Annotated in this window: 13 protein-coding genes; 7 read left to right on the top strand and 6 right to left on the bottom strand. The window is 40.7% G+C overall.

Annotated features, from left to right (window positions below; genetic code table 11):
* Positions 1-55 precede the first annotated feature (55 nt).
* From odhB to Q4D72_RS05340, 4 genes are all read right to left on the bottom strand, one after another.
* Positions 56-1282 carry a 2-oxoglutarate dehydrogenase complex dihydrolipoyllysine-residue succinyltransferase gene (gene odhB / locus Q4D72_RS05355; RefSeq protein WP_303076554.1) on the bottom strand — a complete coding sequence of 409 codons (1227 nt, stop codon included), beginning with the start codon at positions 1280-1282 and terminating at the stop codon, positions 56-58.
* Positions 1283-1342: 60 nt separating this feature from the next.
* Positions 1343-1672 (bottom strand): hypothetical protein, encoded by a 330-nt coding sequence (locus tag Q4D72_RS05350; protein WP_303076553.1) that lies wholly within the window; start codon positions 1670-1672, stop codon positions 1343-1345.
* Positions 1673-1999: 327 nt separating this feature from the next.
* On the bottom strand, positions 2000-2311 hold the full coding sequence (locus tag Q4D72_RS05345) for a hypothetical protein (protein ID WP_303076552.1): 312 nt from the start codon (positions 2309-2311) through the stop codon (positions 2000-2002).
* A gap of 78 nt (positions 2312-2389) precedes the next feature.
* A complete protein-coding gene (locus Q4D72_RS05340) occupies positions 2390-5191 on the bottom strand; it encodes a 2-oxoglutarate dehydrogenase E1 component (RefSeq protein ID WP_303076550.1) in 2802 nt (933 codons plus the stop codon).
* Positions 5192-5558: 367 nt separating this feature from the next.
* Between Q4D72_RS05340 and Q4D72_RS05335 the strand changes: the two genes are divergently transcribed.
* Positions 5559-5942, top strand: a complete 384-nt coding sequence (locus Q4D72_RS05335; RefSeq protein WP_303076549.1) for an START-like domain-containing protein — start codon at positions 5559-5561, stop codon at positions 5940-5942.
* A gap of 27 nt (positions 5943-5969) precedes the next feature.
* A complete protein-coding gene (locus Q4D72_RS05330) occupies positions 5970-6827 on the top strand; it encodes an aminotransferase class IV (RefSeq protein WP_303076602.1) in 858 nt (285 codons plus the stop codon).
* A gap of 20 nt (positions 6828-6847) precedes the next feature.
* Here the strand turns inward: Q4D72_RS05330 and Q4D72_RS05325 are convergent, their stop codons facing one another.
* Positions 6848-8602: a DUF4091 domain-containing protein gene (locus tag Q4D72_RS05325; protein ID WP_303076548.1), complete on the bottom strand. Its 1755-nt coding sequence runs from the start codon at positions 8600-8602 to the stop codon at positions 6848-6850.
* A 395-nt stretch (positions 8603-8997) separates the two neighbouring features.
* On the opposite strand from Q4D72_RS05325, the gene recR reads away from it, so the two are divergent.
* From recR to Q4D72_RS05310, 3 genes are all read left to right on the top strand, one after another.
* On the top strand, positions 8998-9615 hold the full coding sequence (gene recR / locus Q4D72_RS05320) for a recombination mediator RecR (RefSeq protein ID WP_303076547.1): 618 nt from the start codon (positions 8998-9000) through the stop codon (positions 9613-9615).
* A gap of 154 nt (positions 9616-9769) precedes the next feature.
* Positions 9770-11035 (top strand): dihydrolipoamide acetyltransferase family protein, encoded by a 1266-nt coding sequence (locus Q4D72_RS05315; RefSeq protein ID WP_303076546.1) that lies wholly within the window; start codon positions 9770-9772, stop codon positions 11033-11035.
* A 104-nt stretch (positions 11036-11139) separates the two neighbouring features.
* Entirely contained in the window at positions 11140-11493 is a 354-nt protein-coding gene (locus Q4D72_RS05310; protein WP_303076545.1) for a 4Fe-4S binding protein, read from the top strand.
* Between the two features lie 123 nt (positions 11494-11616).
* Here the strand turns inward: Q4D72_RS05310 and Q4D72_RS05305 are convergent, their stop codons facing one another.
* Positions 11617-12795 carry an aminopeptidase C gene (locus Q4D72_RS05305; protein WP_303076544.1) on the bottom strand — a complete coding sequence of 393 codons (1179 nt, stop codon included), beginning with the start codon at positions 12793-12795 and terminating at the stop codon, positions 11617-11619.
* A 183-nt stretch (positions 12796-12978) separates the two neighbouring features.
* Between Q4D72_RS05305 and Q4D72_RS05300 the strand changes: the two genes are divergently transcribed.
* Together Q4D72_RS05300 and Q4D72_RS05295 are read left to right on the top strand one after the other, a co-directional pair.
* Positions 12979-15084: a M3 family metallopeptidase gene (locus tag Q4D72_RS05300; RefSeq protein ID WP_303076543.1), complete on the top strand. Its 2106-nt coding sequence runs from the start codon at positions 12979-12981 to the stop codon at positions 15082-15084.
* Positions 15085-16079: 995 nt separating this feature from the next.
* Complete coding sequence (locus Q4D72_RS05295) at positions 16080-17525, top strand: DASS family sodium-coupled anion symporter (protein WP_303076542.1); 1446 nt, start codon at positions 16080-16082, stop codon at positions 17523-17525.
* Positions 17526-17805 lie beyond the last annotated feature (280 nt).

Below are 17805 nucleotides of genomic sequence, written 5' to 3'. Positions count from 1 at the left end.
AAAACATTACGGATTTTCAGACTCTTTGCCCCTTTCCTACCAGTATGAAAATTAATTACAATTCCAAAGCTGCCTTTGCGTTGCCGTTCATTAAAATTTCAACGGGATTTTCAAGCGCTTCTTTCACAGCTACCAAGAAACCTACGGATTCACGTCCGTCAATGATGCGATGGTCATACGAAAGTGCGACATACATCACCGGAGCTACGACTATCTGTCCGTTTTTAACCACAGGGCGTTCCACAACGTTGTGCATTCCTAAAATACCTGACTGCGGTGGATTGATAATCGGGGTGGAAAGCATCGAACCAAAGACACCTCCGTTGGTGATGGTGAACGTTCCGCCCGTCATTTCGTCAACGGTTATCTGACCATCGCGCGCACGTAACGCCAAACGCTTCACTTCTGCTTCCACACCGCGGAATGATAAGTTTTCAGCGTTGCGAATCACCGGAACCATCAAACCTTTCGGACCGGATACGGCAATCGATATATCACAAAAGTCATACGTTACCTTTTCTTGCCCGTCAATCATCGAATTTACGTCAGGGAATAACTTCAATGCGCGAACCACCGCCAACGTGAAGAACGACATAAACCCTAAATTCACATTGTGTTTCTCTTTAAAGGCATCTTTATACTCTACTCGGAGCTGATAAATCGCACTCATATCCACTTCGTTGAACGTAGTGAGCATTGCTGTCTCATTTTTGGCAGATACTAACCGTTCGGCGACTTTTCGGCGCAACATTGACATTTTTGTTCGCGTTTCAAAGCGACTTCCGCCCGTTGGTGTGCCCATTGATGGCTTGGAAGCCTTCACGGCATCTTCTTTGGTGATACGTCCGTCCCGACCGGTGCCTTTTACTGCCGAAGCCGGGATTTGTTTCTCTTCCAATATTTTACGAGCCGACGGACTGGACGTACCCGTTGCGTAAGTTGTTTTTTCAACCGCCGCAGGCGTTTCCTTAATGGCTTCTTTTTTCGGAGCTTCTGCTACTGTTTCGGTTTTTGGAGCGACAGCAGAAGCACTCTCCGAGGGTTTTTGGGCTTCCGTGTCGATTAAGCAGACTACCTGTCCCACTTTTACGGCATCGCCCTCTTCGGCTTGGAGTGTGATTACGCCCGAAGCCTCAGCAGGTAATTCAAGTGTGGCTTTGTCCGAATCAACTTCGGCAATGGCTTGGTCTTTTTCGACATAATCGCCCGTTTTAACGAGCCAACGTGCTATTTCTACTTCCGTTATGGATTCTCCCGGCGAGGGAACTTTCATTTCTAACATAGTACTATTCGTTTTTAAGTATGATATTTCTTCGTTTTACTACTCATATGCTTCAAATTGCTATCTTGAAGCCTCGATTCCGAACTCTTTCCACCGAACTTGCGGAATAGCCAGCTTAACAACGGTGTTTGATTCGCGCATTTGCTCGTGAATTTCGTTCAATTTCGCAACAAACTCGTCTGTTTTGGCTTTAAGTTCCGCTTTTAGGCGTTCTTGTTCGTTGTTTAGGGCAACTGCTTCCTCACATCGCTTTTCAAGTAGCGTTGTAAATTCAGGAGCAATCCCTCGTTTCTGTACATCTTCGGAATTATTTTTCAATCCCGCTACCATTACCTTTGCTTTTGCTACAAGGTCGGCATAACTAACTTTTGGTCTTGACGTCTTTGCCATTTTGATTTAATTTAATGTTATTATTATTTTTTACTATTTCCAAGAACAGAAATTTCTATTCTTATCTTCCTTAAACAATTCCGTATTTACGTTATTTTTCGCCTTATCTCCGTCATCTTTTGCCGAATATCGGTCGCTTTTTGCTTCTCTTTCGGAATAAAACACCCGAACTTAGCTATTTATTTCCCTTGAAAAGAAATTAAATTCCCGATATGAAGCAAGCTATTTCCTATCGGTAGCAAGCTGTTTTCTATCAGTAGCAACCAATTCCTTATAAGAAGTAAGCTGCTTCAAGGCTAAAAAACCAGAAAAAGAACCTATTTTTAATTATTTCGATATTCGGAACAGCAATTCCTGCATTTTTTTATCCATTTTCGGAGAAAAATCTTCCCATTCTTCGATTTTGAACAGCTGTATCTTAACAACGGACAATAAAAACCAATCTCGATTAGAGAGTGCTTCAATGGCGGCAATTGCCTGCTGTTTTGAAGCAGTTTTTGACAGATATACGCCTTCTTGCTCCCGAATAAAGTCATAGCCTTGCAGTAATTCCGTTATTTTGTCGCTTACTTGGTTGTATGGCACGCCACAATTCTGCGCTGCTACGGAAGGTTCGATTTCAAAAAGGATTGCGTACATAGTAAATTCCGTTACTAAATTAATGAACATCGGAAACTTCGCCAAAGTTACAAAAACTTTGGCAAAGTACACCATATATTATATATTCTTTTTCGCATCGGCGTTACGGTCAAAAACCATTGCGATGGCTTCGGCGTGTCGTTTGCGGTCGCGCGCGTGACTTCCGGAAGCCGGTGCCGCATACACGGTGTTCGATGCCAAACGCCAGCTAACAAAATCGAAGAACATCAACATATATCCGTAAGCTCCCATATTCTTCGGCTCTTCTTGCGCCCAAACAAAATCATCGGCGTTTTTGTATTTGCTTAAAACGGCTTTGAGTTGCTCGGTTGGGAGCGGGAATAACTGTTCGATGCGAACGAATGCCACATCGGTGCGACCTAATTTCTCACGCTCGGCAACCAAGTCGTAATAAAAGCGACCCGAGCAGAACACAAGGGTTTTTACTTTCGCCGCGTCGGCAACAGGGTCGTCAATTACCTCTTGGAATTGCCCGTGTGCCAAATCGTCAATCGTTGAAACGACCTGCGGGTGGCGCAGTAGGCTCTTGGGTGTGAACACTACGAGCGGTTTGCGGAAATTGGTTTTCATCTGTCGGCGAAGCAGGTGATAGATGTTCGCCGGTGTGGTACAGTTTGCTACGTACATATTCTTATCCGCACAAAGTTGCAAATACCGTTCGATACGTGCCGAAGAGTGTTCGGCTCCTTGCCCTTCGTATCCGTGCGGGAGCAACATCACTACGCCGTCTTGGGTTTTCCATTTATCTTCACCGCAACAAACGTACTGGTCGAGCATAATTTGTGCCCCGTTTGAGAAATCACCAAACTGAGCTTCCCAAATGGTTAGCGTATTGGGGCTAGCCATTGCGTAACCATACTCATAACCCAGCACACCATACTCTGAAAGTAGCGAATTATAGACATAAAAGTTTCCTTTTGCGTGCTTGGGGTGCTGTTTTAGGGCGGCAAGCGGCGTTACTTCCTCTTCCGTGTCTTCGGTTTTGACCACTGCGTGCCGATGTGAGAAGGTTCCCCGCTGAACATCCTGCCCCGTTAGCCGAACGTTGAAACCTTCGGAGAGCAATGTGGCAAACGCCAAGTGTTCGGCGGTACCCCAGTCGATAGTGTTCTTCTCAAAGAAACCTTCTCGGCGGTCAGCGATGATTTTTTTGATTTTGTTGATGAATTTCTTGTCGGAAGGAAGCTCGGTTATGATTTGAGCAATCTCTTTAAGGGTTTCTTTATCGAATGAAGTATCAACTTTTTCGAGCATTTTGGCACGCGATGCGATTTCGAAGCCTTTCCATTCGTTTTGCATAAAAGGTTTGATGACGGTTAGGGCTTCTTTGCGCGAAGTTTCCAAATCATTGTCCAGTTTTGCCTTATATTCGTTCTCAATTCGGACAACAAATTCCTGCGAAGTGATGCCTTCGGTGATGAGTTTTTGAGCGTAAATAGTTCGTGGGTTATCGTGTTTTCCAATAGTTTTATAAAGTACGGGTTGTGTGAAACGGGGTTCGTCACCTTCGTTATGTCCGTACTTACGATAGCCAAGCAGGTCGATAAAAATGTCGCGTCCGAACTCTTGACGGAAATCAAGTGCCAAGAGGAAGGCGTGAACTACCGCTTCGGCATCATCGGAGTTTACGTGTAGCACAGGCGATGAATTTACTTTGGCAATGTCAGTGCAATATACGGACGAGCGCGAATCGGTGTAGTTCGTGGTGAACCCAACTTGGTTATTCACTACGATATGAATGGTACCTCCGGTCTTAAATCCTTTAAGCTGACACATTTGTGTGATTTCGTATACTACGCCTTGCCCGGAAACTGCCGCATCGCCGTGAATGGCAATCGGAAGTACCTTTTTGATGTCCGCCGGACAATATTTATCTTGCTTGGCACGGGTAATTCCTTCGATAACAGCGCCAACGGTTTCCAAATGTGACGGATTAGGCGCCAGATTGATGTTAATCTTTTTCCCTGATTGGGTCAATTTGTCGGTGGTAATGCCCAAGTGGTACTTAACGTCGCCATCGAAATTGTCTTCCATTTCATAGTCTTTTCCGTCAAATTCAGAGAAAATCTCTTGTGGATTTTTATCGAAGACATTTGCCAAAACATTCAACCGACCTCGGTGAGCCATTCCCAAAACCAAGTGTTCCACGCCCTTTTCGGCGGCTTTTTCCACTACGAAATCCAAACCTGCCACCAGAGCGTCGTTTCCTTCGAGCGAAAATCGTTTTTGCCCTACGTATTTAGTGTGCAAGAAGTTCTCAAATGAAGTAGCCTCGTTGAGTTTTGCGAGAATGCGTAACTTTTCTTCGGTTGAGAATTGCGGTTTGTTGGCATTCTTATAGAGTTTATTTTCAATCCATTGGCGTATTTCGGGTTCGCGAACGTACGCATATTCCACCCCGATGGACGTGCAGTAAATGCTGATGAGCGTGTTGATAATGGTTCGCAACGATGCGGGCTGCAATCCGATTTCTTTGGCAGAATCGAAAACAGTGTCCAAATCGGCGTTTGAAAGTCCGAAATTTTCAATTTTTAAATCGGGAAGGAAGGCTTCACGCTGGCGAATCGGGTTGATTTTCGTGAAAAGATGCCCGTAAGTGCGGTAGGCGTTAATTAAATTCAGCACTTTGAATTCTTTTTGCAGTTGCTCACTGGCGATGTTACTGCCCGAGTCTACTTTCTGAGCCATCGTCTGAACTGTGTCATCATACGACGTGCCGTAATTTTCTTGTGCAAAATCGAAACCTTGGAAAAAAGCTCTCCAACTTGCTTCAACCGAATCAGGATTTTCTAAATATTTTTCATACAAATCCCCAAAATAAGCCGTGCCGGCTGCGTTCAAAAATGAATACTTATCCATAGCGAAAAATGTTATTCTTACATATAAAAGACAAAGATATAATTTAGTTTTGTATTTTTCGCTTTTTTGAAAAAATATTTACTGTGTTAAATCTTACTTAAAAAATAACAAACTAAAAATAAGCATTTTAATAATCAAAATAAGACTAAAAATTCTTTTTTATTTTTGTTTTTTCTTTCGTTTTTCTATTCATTTCAAACCGCACAGAAACATCGCTACTTGCGCTAAATTATTTTGGTTTAAACATTTAAATTTTACATTCATTTTCAGCATATTAAAGTTTAATTTCACGAAATATTAAAAAAAATTTGTGTATTTAGTTTTTAAGTCATATCTTGCCCCAGTTCAATTTTTAGATATTGAAATTATGCAACATAAAATAAAATATGAGTTGGAATTTGATATTCACGTCTCGCCACAGATGCTATATCAATATATATCAACACCTTCCGGACTATCAGAATGGTATGCCGACAATGTAAATTCGCGGGGGGAAATATACACGTTCATTTGGGAAGACACCGAAGAAGAAGCCAAATTATTGCGAAAAAAATTAGACGAATCGGTGAAATTTCGTTGGCTAAACAGTGGAGACGATTCATATTTTGAAATGAAAATTATGGTTGATGAAATCACCGATGATGTTTCGTTAGTGATAATTGATTTTGCTACTCCCGATGATTTGGAAGAGTCTAAAATGCTGTGGGAAAACCAAGTAGCTGAACTCAAACACGCATTGGGGTCGGTGTAATAAAACGTTCTTTAATAAATTAAAATGATGAAAATAAACCACAATAGTTTTTTTTTAAAATCAGAAAATGCTGTTTTAACCATTCAAAACAGAGCTTTTAAATACGGTGATGCCGTTTTTGACACACTGAAATACACTCACGAAAAATTACTTTTTTGGGAAGAACATTATCTCCGACTAATGGCTTCAATGCGAATTTTACGAATGGAAATACCACTTTCTTTCACGATGGAATTTCTGGAAAGTGAAATTTTGGAAACGTTAAAAATCAACAATTTAGCAAATAGTTCGGCACGCATTCGCATCACTGTTTTCAGAAATGACGGAGGGTTATACACCCCGCAAACCAACAATGTTAGTTATATCATTGAAACTGAAAAACTTGACTCGCCTTTCTATGAATTGAGTAATTCCCCTTACGAAGTGGAACTTTTCAAAGATTTTTACGTGCAACCCGATTTACTTGCTAACATAAAACATACCAATAAGTTAGTAAATATTACCGGAAGTATTTTTGCCCGTGAAAATGACTATCAAAATTGTATTTTGCTCAATAACAGTAAAAACATTGCCGGTGCCTTAAACGGAAATCTATTTCTGGTAAATGAAAATACAATTAAAACCCCGCCATTAACAGACGGTTGCCTCAACGGAATTACCCGAAAAATATTACTAAAAATAATAGTAAAAACTCCTGATTTTAAAATAGTTGAAACATCAATTTCGCCTTTTGAACTTCAAAAAGCCGATGAACTTTTTATAACCAACAGCATCATTGGCATTCAACCAATTACGAAATATCGCAAAAAAGAATACGGCAATGCCATTGCCAAAAACCTTATCGGGAAACTCAACACAGCAGCACGATTTGGCACAGAAAAATAACTGATTTTCAAACAGTATCACTATAATGAATTAATGATTTCTCTTGCTTTTTGAGTAACTTCCGAAGCGGGATTGTTCGGCAGGGTTTTCTCATCAAAAAGTTGCAGGGCGTTTTCTATTTTTTTAAGTCCTTCGGAATTTTGCTTTTCGCTGAATTCCTGACGTAAAATGCGTATTTTTTCATAAAATTGAATGCCCTCTACCATTCTTTCAAAACGAACGGAACTTCTTCCCATAGGATATACCAAATAGGTGTCGCCTGCTGCCCACGTTCTGAAACGACTGTCTAACAACGGATTATATGTCCAACTATTGAATGCCCACCGCAAATATCCGTCGAGATTTTCTTTGGCAGCATACCACGCAAACCATTCGCTTTCAGCAGGTTCACTAAACGTAAAAGTATTAGGGTAAGGCTCTTCGCAACTGGTGTAATACGTGGTTACTTTGCCTTGTTGTTTGCGTTTATTTTTGATTTCTTCGGGATATTTCATACGCAGGGCAACACAATAATCATCCAAATCGGCTTCCAATTCTTTGTGCCAAGCCCCCGCCAACGAAACTTTGAAATTAGGGTCGGCTTTTTTGATAATTTTAAGTGTTTGCTGCATCACTTCCATCGGGCGTTCGTCCATTGAAATGTAAGTCTTTTCAAACCAGCCTTTTGCCTTTAAATGTTTGGCAAAAGCGGTGAGCATTGCCATCCACATCGTTTCGTATTCAGGTTCTCCGGGCTTCGTTTCAATGCGTTGCAATTGGTTGGTAGCTTGGTCAAAATACTGAAACGACAGTTTCCAAGGCACCATTGAATAGCAGTTAATTTGCTTATTTACACCCATTTGCTGCATAAATTCAACCCATTTATCAAAAACAGAAAAATCAAAATGCCACGAACCATCCAATTTTTTAAACCACGTAACCATTGAGTTGAACGGGTCTTGCGTTTGTCCGCCCCAAGGCTCAAACATTATGGAAGTGGTAATGGATTTTCCACCTGCGTCAGCGTAGGGCTTCATTTCGGTTTTAAGATGCTCAAAATGAGCTTCTGACCAAGGCGTTACATTAAAATAACGAGCCACCGCATAAGGATTTTGCCACAAATCCAAATGGAATTTCCAAGCGTTGGCAGGGGGCAAAGCTCGGTTTATCACTTCAAGTTCAAGCGGTAATTTTTTCAGAATTTTCTTTCCTTTTTTAACTAAAATCTTTCCTTTATATATCCCATTTTCAGCATTTTGCGGAACTTGAATTTTAAGCCAAGCCCCACGCGTTTCTTGTTTTTGAAATTCGTGCTTTTTGGAAAAATGGTCAATCACGTCAGCCACCAACGTGGAATCAAAATCAGAGGCTTTACGAGCTCCGCAAGCTCCTTTTTTGTCTTTGTTCAGCTCGTCGGTCATCACATATTTCAAAAAACCAACCGAAATTTGATTTTTCGGTAAGGAACTATTTTTTTTAGTATGCTTAAAATCAGCTATTTCAATGGAAATTTCCGAAATTTCAAACGGATTGGAAATAACAATTTGTCCCGAAACCCGCTCGCCCTTCCACGCTCTTAAACGTTTGGTTTGAAACAGATTATACGAAGGCACTTCTTTTTTGTAACGAACATCCGTAGAACCCCAGCCTATTTGATAATCAGTGATTTGTTTCCATTTTTCGGTATCAACCTTCACAGGATTAGGCAACTCTGAATAATTTGATTGTGCGTAAATCTTATGATTTTGGAGGCAAATCACCCCCAGAAATATAAACAGAATGAATTTTTTCATCATTATTTTTTTAAGGACAAATTTACAAAAAAAATAGACTTAAAAACAAAAAAGTCTGCCTATGCAGACTTTTTCGCTTAAAACTAACTAATTCAGTAGTGAAGAGATAAAATATGAATGAATCATAAACAAAACACAATCACACACAATATGTTACGTGTTTCGTTTTTCTAACAACTAACAACGGGGCAAAAGTAAAAAAGATTTTTACAACAAACTAATTTTATTTAGATTTATTTAAAATAAATTATTTTTATCGCTGATTTACAAATTTTTACATCCTTTTGTTTTTAGGTTATAAAACACAAAAAGGACATTTAATTTTTAAAATTTCATTTTTGGGTAAAAAAATATTTTTGGTTGCCTGAAAAAATTCAACTTTTTTCTACCTTTGCAGAATGGATTTTTCATCAAAATTACTTGAAAATGCGGTGTATGAAATTTCGCAACTGCCCGGAATCGGGAAGCGAACCGCATTGCGTTTGGCATTACATTTACTGAAACAACCCGAAGAACAATCGCTTCGATTGGCAAGTGCTTTGGTAAACTTACGCACTCATATTCAGTATTGTAGCCATTGTCATAATATTTCAGACCTTGAAGTTTGTGAGATTTGCGAAAACCCGTTGCGCGATGATGAAGTTATATGCGTGGTTGAGGATTTTCGTGATGTTATGGCGATTGAAAATACAGGGCAATTTTTCGGGAAGTACCACGTTTTGGGCGGAAAAATATCGCCTATTGACGGAGTAGGACCTTCAAACTTGAATATCAATTCATTAGTAAAAAAAGTACAATCCGGAAATGTAAAGGAACTCATCTTTGCTCTGAGCAACACGATGGAAGGAGACACCACTAACTTCTACATTTTCAAACAAATAGAATCATTCAAAATTACTGTTTCCACCATTGCACGCGGCATTTCGGTGGGAGGTGAGTTGGAATATGCCGATGAAGTTACCTTGGGTAGAAGCATCTCTCAACGAGTACCTTTTGAACAAGTTTTAAAGGTCTGAAAATAAAAGTGATACTCCTTTAAAAAAAATTAAAATCCTTTTTTTGGCTAAAAAAAAGGATTTTTCCTTGTTTTTTTCTTACCTTTGGCGTATTTCTTATTGACATCAACTTGGATTTGGCATCGCTCAAAATCTTAAATTATCAGACAAAAAAATGGCTAAATACGAATTAAAACTGCCCGCAATGGGCGAAAGTGTTGCAGAGGCAACCGTTACAAATTGGTTAAAACAAATTGGCGAAACGATTCAGGCTGAGGAAGGTATCGTTGAAGTAGCCACGGATAAGGTAGACACTGAAATCGTTTCGGAAGTTTCAGGCGTGATTGCCGAAATTCGGGTTCAGCCGGAGCAAGTCGTGAAAGTAGGCGAAATTATGGCTATCATCGAAACCAATGACATTGAAGAAGTTACCGAAAGTGATACAGCCGAACGTATTGAAAAAGAAATAATTGAAATCAAAAATACTACTCTGGCGGAATGTTCCGTTCCTGATAATTTTTCTGACGGAAAACGCTTTTACTCGCCGCTTGTGAAAAATATCGCCAAGCAGGAAGGTATTTCGGCAAAAGAACTCGAACAAATCACAGGAACCGGTGTCGAAAACCGAGTTACCAAACAAGACATACTCAATTATCTGAAAACCAGAAACATTCAATCTGCTGCTTTTCAACACGAAACGTTTTCTGAAACGAAAAACACCGTTTCCGAAAACGGAGACCAACGCGTTGAAATGTCGCGAATGGGCAAGCTCATCGCTGAACATATGGTGCAAAGTAAACACACTTCACCTCACGTTCAGAGCTTTACCGAAGTTGATGTAACCCGAATCTGGAACTGGCGCAACAAAGTCAAAAAAAGTTTTGAAACCCGTGAAGGCGAAAAATTTACGTTCACACCCATTTTTATGGAAGCCGTTGCCAAAGCCTTGATTGACTTCCCGATGATGAATATTTCACTTGAAGGCACAACCATAATCAAAAAGAAAAACATCAACATAGGGATGGCCACTGCCCTACCCGACGGCAATTTGATTGTTCCGGTGATTAAAAACGCCGACCGACTCAGCCTGCGCGGAATGGCAAAAACCGTAAATGATTTGGCTAAACGAGCCAGAACCAACGCCCTCAAACCCGATGAAATTAAAGACGGTACCTACACCGTGACCAACATCGGTTCGTTTGGAAATGTGTTCGGCACACCGATTATAAATCAACCGCAAGTGGGTATTTTAGCCATCGGAGCTATTCGCAAAGTGCCTGCCGTGATTGAAACACCCGAAGGCGACCTTATCGGTATTCGCTACAAAATGATGCTCTCGCACAGTTACGACCACCGCGTCGTAAATGGTGCTTTGGGCGGAATGTTTGTGCAACGTGTAGCCGAATATTTGGAAAATTGGGATACAAATCGAGAGTTATAATCATTCTAAATTTAATTTTCACTCACATCAAAGTTCTCTTTTGTGTAAAAAAATGTATCTTTGCACCCTAATTCAAAATATGATTTTTTAAAGAAGCGAATTTTATGGCGATAGTAATTACAGATGATTGTATAAATTGCGGTGCTTGTGAACCTGAATGTCCAAACAATGCCATCTATGAAGGCGCTGATGATTGGCGATACAGTGACGGGACAGCCTTGAAAGGAACAGTGGTACTGCCCAACGGAAAGCAGGTTAATGCCGACGAAGTGCAAGAACCCGTGAGTGATGATTATTACTTCATCGTAACGGATAAATGCACCGAATGCATTGGTTTTCACGAAGAACCACAGTGCGCTGCTGTTTGTCCGGTGGATTGTTGCATTCCGGATGAAAACCATCAAGAAAGTGAAAATGAGCTTACCGCTAAAAAGAAATTTTTACACGACGAAAATTAAGAATTACTTTTTTCAAACAAAAAATAGCCATATTTGTTATGGCTATTTTTTGTTTTTAATTATTTCGACTGTCGTTTAAACATCAAAATTGTAGTGAATTTAGCTCATCAAAGTTTGCGGCAATTACTTACTCCAATTTTTTAGGATTTCTTTCGGAACACCGTCTTTATGGAGCATTATTGCGGTGGTTTTGTAAGTTACAAACGCTTTTGTTACGTACAAATAGCCTTGATGGTCGTTGTTTACGCCCCACGAATTTTTCACGATGTAGTACTCACGTCCGTTTTGGTCTTTGGCAAGCCCCACGATGTGCATCGCGTGGTCGTCAGTGGTTTCATAATTGTCAAAAGCCTTTTGGCGCATCTGGGTTGTAATAGTTCTTTCTTGTGTTGGCGGATTGTCAAACAAGGTTTTTTGCTCTTGGAGTGTCATTTCGTTCCAATCTTTTTCGGGTACGAAAGCCACACCGTTTTTCCAACTGAAATATTTCTCACTTACATCTGATGCCCAAGCTACGGTAAATCCTTTTTGCAAAGCATTATCAATAACTTTAACAAAATCAGTCATTTGAACGTTATAGGCTTGGTCAAAACTCCAATTGTCAGGCACTGCCATCAGCACGTTTTGGTATTTGGGTTGGTCTTCATACGAAAGCATCTCAACATAATCCTTCGGATTGATACCTACCACTTCTTTGGCAAATGTTTGCGCCGTATATTTCTTATTGCCAAACAAAAACGTTTCAGGCACATCACCCAAATAGGCATCGATGGCTGCCGTAAAAGCTTTTTCCCAATTGGGCGTTAATTTTTTAACGTTGGGGCGCTTTACCAAACCTTCCAGAAAACCTTTCAATACGGCTTGCATCTCTGAAAAATCATTACGCGACGTTCCGTAATGCAATCCCGAATAAACATACTGCGGTACAGCACCGTATTTAGCATACATATTAATAATATCGTGCAATTCACCACCGTCGCCATAGTCCAGATTACCGTGGAAACGCACGTATTGTTTCGCTTTTTCAATGTACGTATTTCGCGCGGTAAAAATTTCGGCTAAATCCACCGGCTTTTTACCCATTCGCACCATTTCACTCTCCAAAAACGAAGCGCCGGCGTAGCTCCAACAAGTGCCGCTACTGCCTTGGTCTTTCACCTCCATTCGTTCAAGGTTAATAACGGGCGTAAAGGTAAAACCTGCCTTTTGGCTCTGGTTCCCTTCCACCGCTTTGATTAAATTATCTTGTGCCGAAGCCCAAAAAAATGCCCCAAAGGCAAGAAAAAATGTTATTTTTTTCATCTGAAAACTGGTTTATATTAATGTATTGGTTAAAATCACACAAAAGTAAGGCATTTTCGGCAAACCCCAAAACAATAAACCCAAAAAATAGATTATCGACAACTTTTACAGCACATTGCATTGCCAATTGATTTTTATTTCATACTTTTGTTTCTTTCTAAAAAATAGTTAAACTTCAATTTTATGAAACATTCTTATGCACTACTGCCTGCCGCCTTGGTTTTTGCCTTGGTGAGCTGCAACGAACCTACAAAAACTAAACAAAATAACACTATGGAAGAGAATCCGTTACTTACCGAAAGTACACTGGCGTACGCTGCGCCTGATTTTTCAAAAATCAAAGATGAACATTTTCGTCCTGCCCTTCTTAAAGGTATGGAATTGCAAGCCGAACGCGTTAAAAACATCGCCGAAAACACGCAAAACCCTACTTTTGATAATACCATCATCGCCTTAGAACAAAGCGACGATGAATTTGAACGTGCCATCAGTGTTTTTTCGGCTCTGGCAAGCGCCCACACCAATGACACCATTAAAAATATCCAAAAAGAGCTATCGCCCAAGTTTGCGGCACATTCCGATGCTATTTATCTAAATGACAAACTTTTTTCACGTATTAAAGCACTCTATGACAAACGTGAAACCCTGCAATTGGACGCCGAATCACACAAACTGCTGGAATATTATTACGAAAAATTTGTTATCGCCGGCGCTAATCTTTCCGCCGAAAACAAAGAAATCTTAAAAGGATACAATGCCGAGCTGGCTTCGTTGCAAACCGACTTTAACCAAACCCTGCAAGACGGTAATTTGGCTGCGGCACAGACCTTTACCGATGAAAAAAGTCTTGACGGACTTTCACCCGAAACCCGTAAATCCCTTGCCAACGACGGAAAATGGAAAGTACCCGTGCTGAACACCACCCAACAACCCTTGCTTGTTGATTTGAAAAACCGACAAACCCGTAAGCAGATTTTTGAAACAGCGTGGAAGCGTACCGACGGTGGTAAGCACAACACCAACGACATCGTCAAAAAGATTGCAATGCTTCGCGCCAAGAAAGCCAACCTGCTCGGTTTCAAAAACTATGCTGAATGGTCATTGCAACAAACAATGGCGAAAACCCCTGAGAATATTTACAAGTTTTTCAAAGATTTAGTGCCTGCTTCCGTTGGTAAAGCCCAAAGCGAAGCCAAAGAAATTCAAGCCCAAATCAATGCCACGGGTGAAAAATTCACATTAGAACCTTACGACTGGACGTTCTATGCCGAACAAGTGCGTAAAGCCAAGTACAACTTAGATGAAAATGAAATAAAACCTTATTTTGAACTTAAAACCGCACTGGAAAAGGGTGTTTTCTATGCTGCCGAGAAACTTTTCGGTATTACGTTTAAACAACGAAACGATATCCCTACCTATCACCCCGATGTATTGGTTTACGAACTCTTTGAGGAAGACGGCTCACAGCTGGGCTTGTTCTACGGCGACTTTTTCGCTCGTGAAAGTAAAAGAGGCGGTGCTTGGATGGGCAATTTCGTGAGTCAATCCAAACTTTCGGGTAAAAAACCGGTTATTTACAATGTTTGTAACTATGCAAAACCTGCCGACGGAGCGCCTGCATTGCTGTCGTATGACGAACTGACAACCCTTTTCCACGAGTTCGGGCACGCCCTGCACGGTTTCTTTGCCGACCAACAATATAGCTCGCTTTCCGGAACAGCCGTAGCCCGTGATTTCGTGGAACTGCCTTCGCAATTTTATGAAAATTGGGCGCTGTATCCCGACATTTTAACCAATTATGCCCTTCATTATCAAACCAAAGAGGTTATTCCGCAAGCCTTGATTGATAAAATCAAAAACGCAAGTACTTTCAACGAAGGCTATGCCTTTACCGAGGTGCTGGCAGCCGCAAATTTGGATTTGCAATGGCACACCATCACCGCCGATACCCCCATTGATGATGTTACAGCCTTTGAAAACGAAGCCCTTAAAAAAACGGGGCTTTATCTAGACCAAGTGCCGCCGCGTTACCGTTCTTCCTACTTTGCCCACATCTTTGGCGGAGGTTACGGAGCCGGTTATTATTCCTACCAATGGACGGAAATGCTTCATCACGATGCTTACACTTGGTTTTTAGAAAATGGAGGACTCACCCGCGCCAACGGGCAACGTTTCCGTGATATGATTCTCTCGCGCGGAAACACCCTTGATTATGAAAAAATGTATCTGGATTTCAGAGGAAAACAACCTTCCATCGAACCGATGCTAAAAGCAAGAGGTTTTAAGTAGACTAACCATCACACACATATGTCAAAAAATACGGATTGAACGCTATTTTGTTCAATCCGTATTTTTTGGGGTCTGATTAATGATTCCGATGATTTTTAAGATAGTTTGGAGGTTGTTTGAGATAGTTTGAAAAAATGATTAAAATGATTTGAAGGATTATTACAGTTTGTATCTTTGGCAAAGTTTTGGAACTTTGACAAAGATTAATAAAACGAACTACCTTCGAAGCCATCCGAAAAGTATTTAAAATGGTTTAAATAATCATTACGGTCTGTCTCTTTGTCAAAGTTTTGGAACTTTGACAAAGATTAATATAACAAATCATCTCCAAGGCTATCTGAAAAGTGTTTGAAATAGTTTGAAGATTATTTGATATAGTTTGAAGAATGTTTGAGGTGGTTTAAAGAATCATTACGGTCTGTCTCTTTGTCAAAGTTTTAGAACTTTGACAAAGATTAATACAACGAACCTCCTCTGAAGTCATCTGAACCACCTATGAGGTCATCCGAAAAGTGTTTGAAATGGTTTGAAAATTATTTGATATAGTTTGAAGAATGTTTGAGGTGGTTTGAAGAACGATTACGGTCTGTATCTTTGTCAAAATTTTGGAACTTTGACAAAGATTAATATAACAAATCATCTCCAAGGCCATCTGAAAAGTGTTTGAAATAGTTTAAAGAATGTTTGAGGTGGTTTGAAGGTTGTTTGAAATAGTTTAAAAATGGTTTGAGGTAATTTGAAGAATGATTACGGTCTATATCATTATCAAAATTTTGGAAATTTGACAAAGATTGATGTTATGAATGGCTTTTAAGATGATTTTCAGCACCTGTATCGGGTTTATTTCTAACTAAATAAAATACTTATCCTCACTTTTAAACTGCCTAAATGAGGTAATTTTCAAAAAAAATATTTCTTTCGTATAAAAATTGTTTTTTATCTTTTTTATTCGTATTTTTGACCAAAATTCGTAACCAACTTATATCATATATACTATGGCAGATTCAAGACATTACTCGATGCAAATCTTGTCGCGCATTCAAAAAGTGGTTGACATCCAGCGCAGGATTATCTACTTTTTGCTCAGTGCCATTTTGGCATTCGGGCTGACGTACTGGCTGTATGAGCCAGAGCTTAATCGGGCGCAACTCTATGTGCTTTTCATTCTTTTCTTGGCTATTGGGCTATGGGTAACCGAAGCAATCCCGCCTTTTGCCACGGGGCTTTTTATTTTCGGTTTTCTTATCTTTGCCACCAACAGTTATTACTCCGAATTAGACCCCGAAAACGCCAAATCGTACTATCAGGAGTACGTAAACACCTGGTCGAACAGTGTTATCTGGCTGATGTTGGGCGGTTTCTTCATCGCTTATGCGATGCAGAAAACCCATTTGGACAGGGTGGTGTTCAAGATGTCCATTTCGCGCTTCGGGAAAACCCCCGACCGAATCCTTTTAGGGCTGATGCTCACCACGGCAACCTTTTCGATGATTATGTCCAACACAGCAACCACCGCGATGATGGTGGCATCGGTTGCTGCCTTTTTGCAAACCCTCCCGAAGGATTCAACGTTGAGCAAAGCCTTGCTTATCGGTATTGCGGCGGCGGCTTCCTTTGGCGGTATGGGAACGCTTATCGGTTCGCCCCCCAACGCCATTGCCGTTGATGCACTTTCCAACAAAGGTATCGGATTTCTTGAATGGATGTACGTGGGCATACCCGTTTCGATTCTTTTAACCCTGATTGCGTGGTACTTATTAAAGGTAAAATACATCAAATCAAACACGCCGATACATATTCAATTGGATGAAGAACTCACCGAGGAGGAAAAAAAGGAGAGTCCCTCCATTTTAAAGATGAAAAAGAACGTTGTGCTTATCATTCTGTGCCTCACGCTGTTGCTGTGGCTTACCGAAAAGGTACATAACATTCCCGCTTCAATTGTTTCATTCCTCCCAATTATGCTTTTCACGATGTTGGGTATCATCAACGGACACGATGTGCGTAAATTGCCTTGGGACACGCTGATGCTCGTTGCCGGTGGTTTGGCGCTGGGGATGGCTATCAAAGAAACGGGCTTGGCGCAGCATTATGTTGATAAATTGCAGCAGGTAAACTTGAATTTTTACGTGTTGGTCTTCGTTTTTGCCTTCTTAACGGTACTGATGTCCAACGTAATGAGTAATACGGCTACGGCAACGATTCTCATACCCATTGCAGCGATTTTGGCGCACCAACACCCGATTGTTTTGCCGGTGGTTATCGGTTTGAGTGCTTCCACCGCCTTGTTTTTACCCATCTCAACGCCCCCCAACGCCATTGTTTACAGTACCAATTACCTGCAACAGAAAGATTTTAGGTACATCGGACTAATAGCGGGGGTTGTAGGACCACTGATTATCTGCGGTGTAACGATGCTTATCTTTATGATATTCTTTTAAAAGGATTTTCCATTCAAACCAAAAACCAAAAAAACTTCAAGGGTCATCGCTCTTGAAGTTTTTTTAATGCCGAAGACCCGTCGTTTGGTATTTTTGATGCTAATGATGGTTGGTGATATAACTAACTCATTTTAAATTGCTACTATTTTCAAGAGTGATTTTCGACCTTGGAGACAAAGTCCGCACTGCGGAGTATGTGTCGTTAAAAAAATCAATGAATGAAGCGTAGAAAATATCCGCTGTTCGAAGCGACCGCAGGGAGCAAGTTCGGAGATTTTCA

Origin of the sequence: Capnocytophaga sp., from assembly GCF_030532915.1 — a bacterium.
Classification (GTDB): Bacteria; Bacteroidota; Bacteroidia; order Flavobacteriales; family Flavobacteriaceae; genus Capnocytophaga.
The sequence above is the reverse complement of the archived record's forward strand: the minus strand, read 5'-3'. Positions and strand labels throughout refer to the sequence as shown.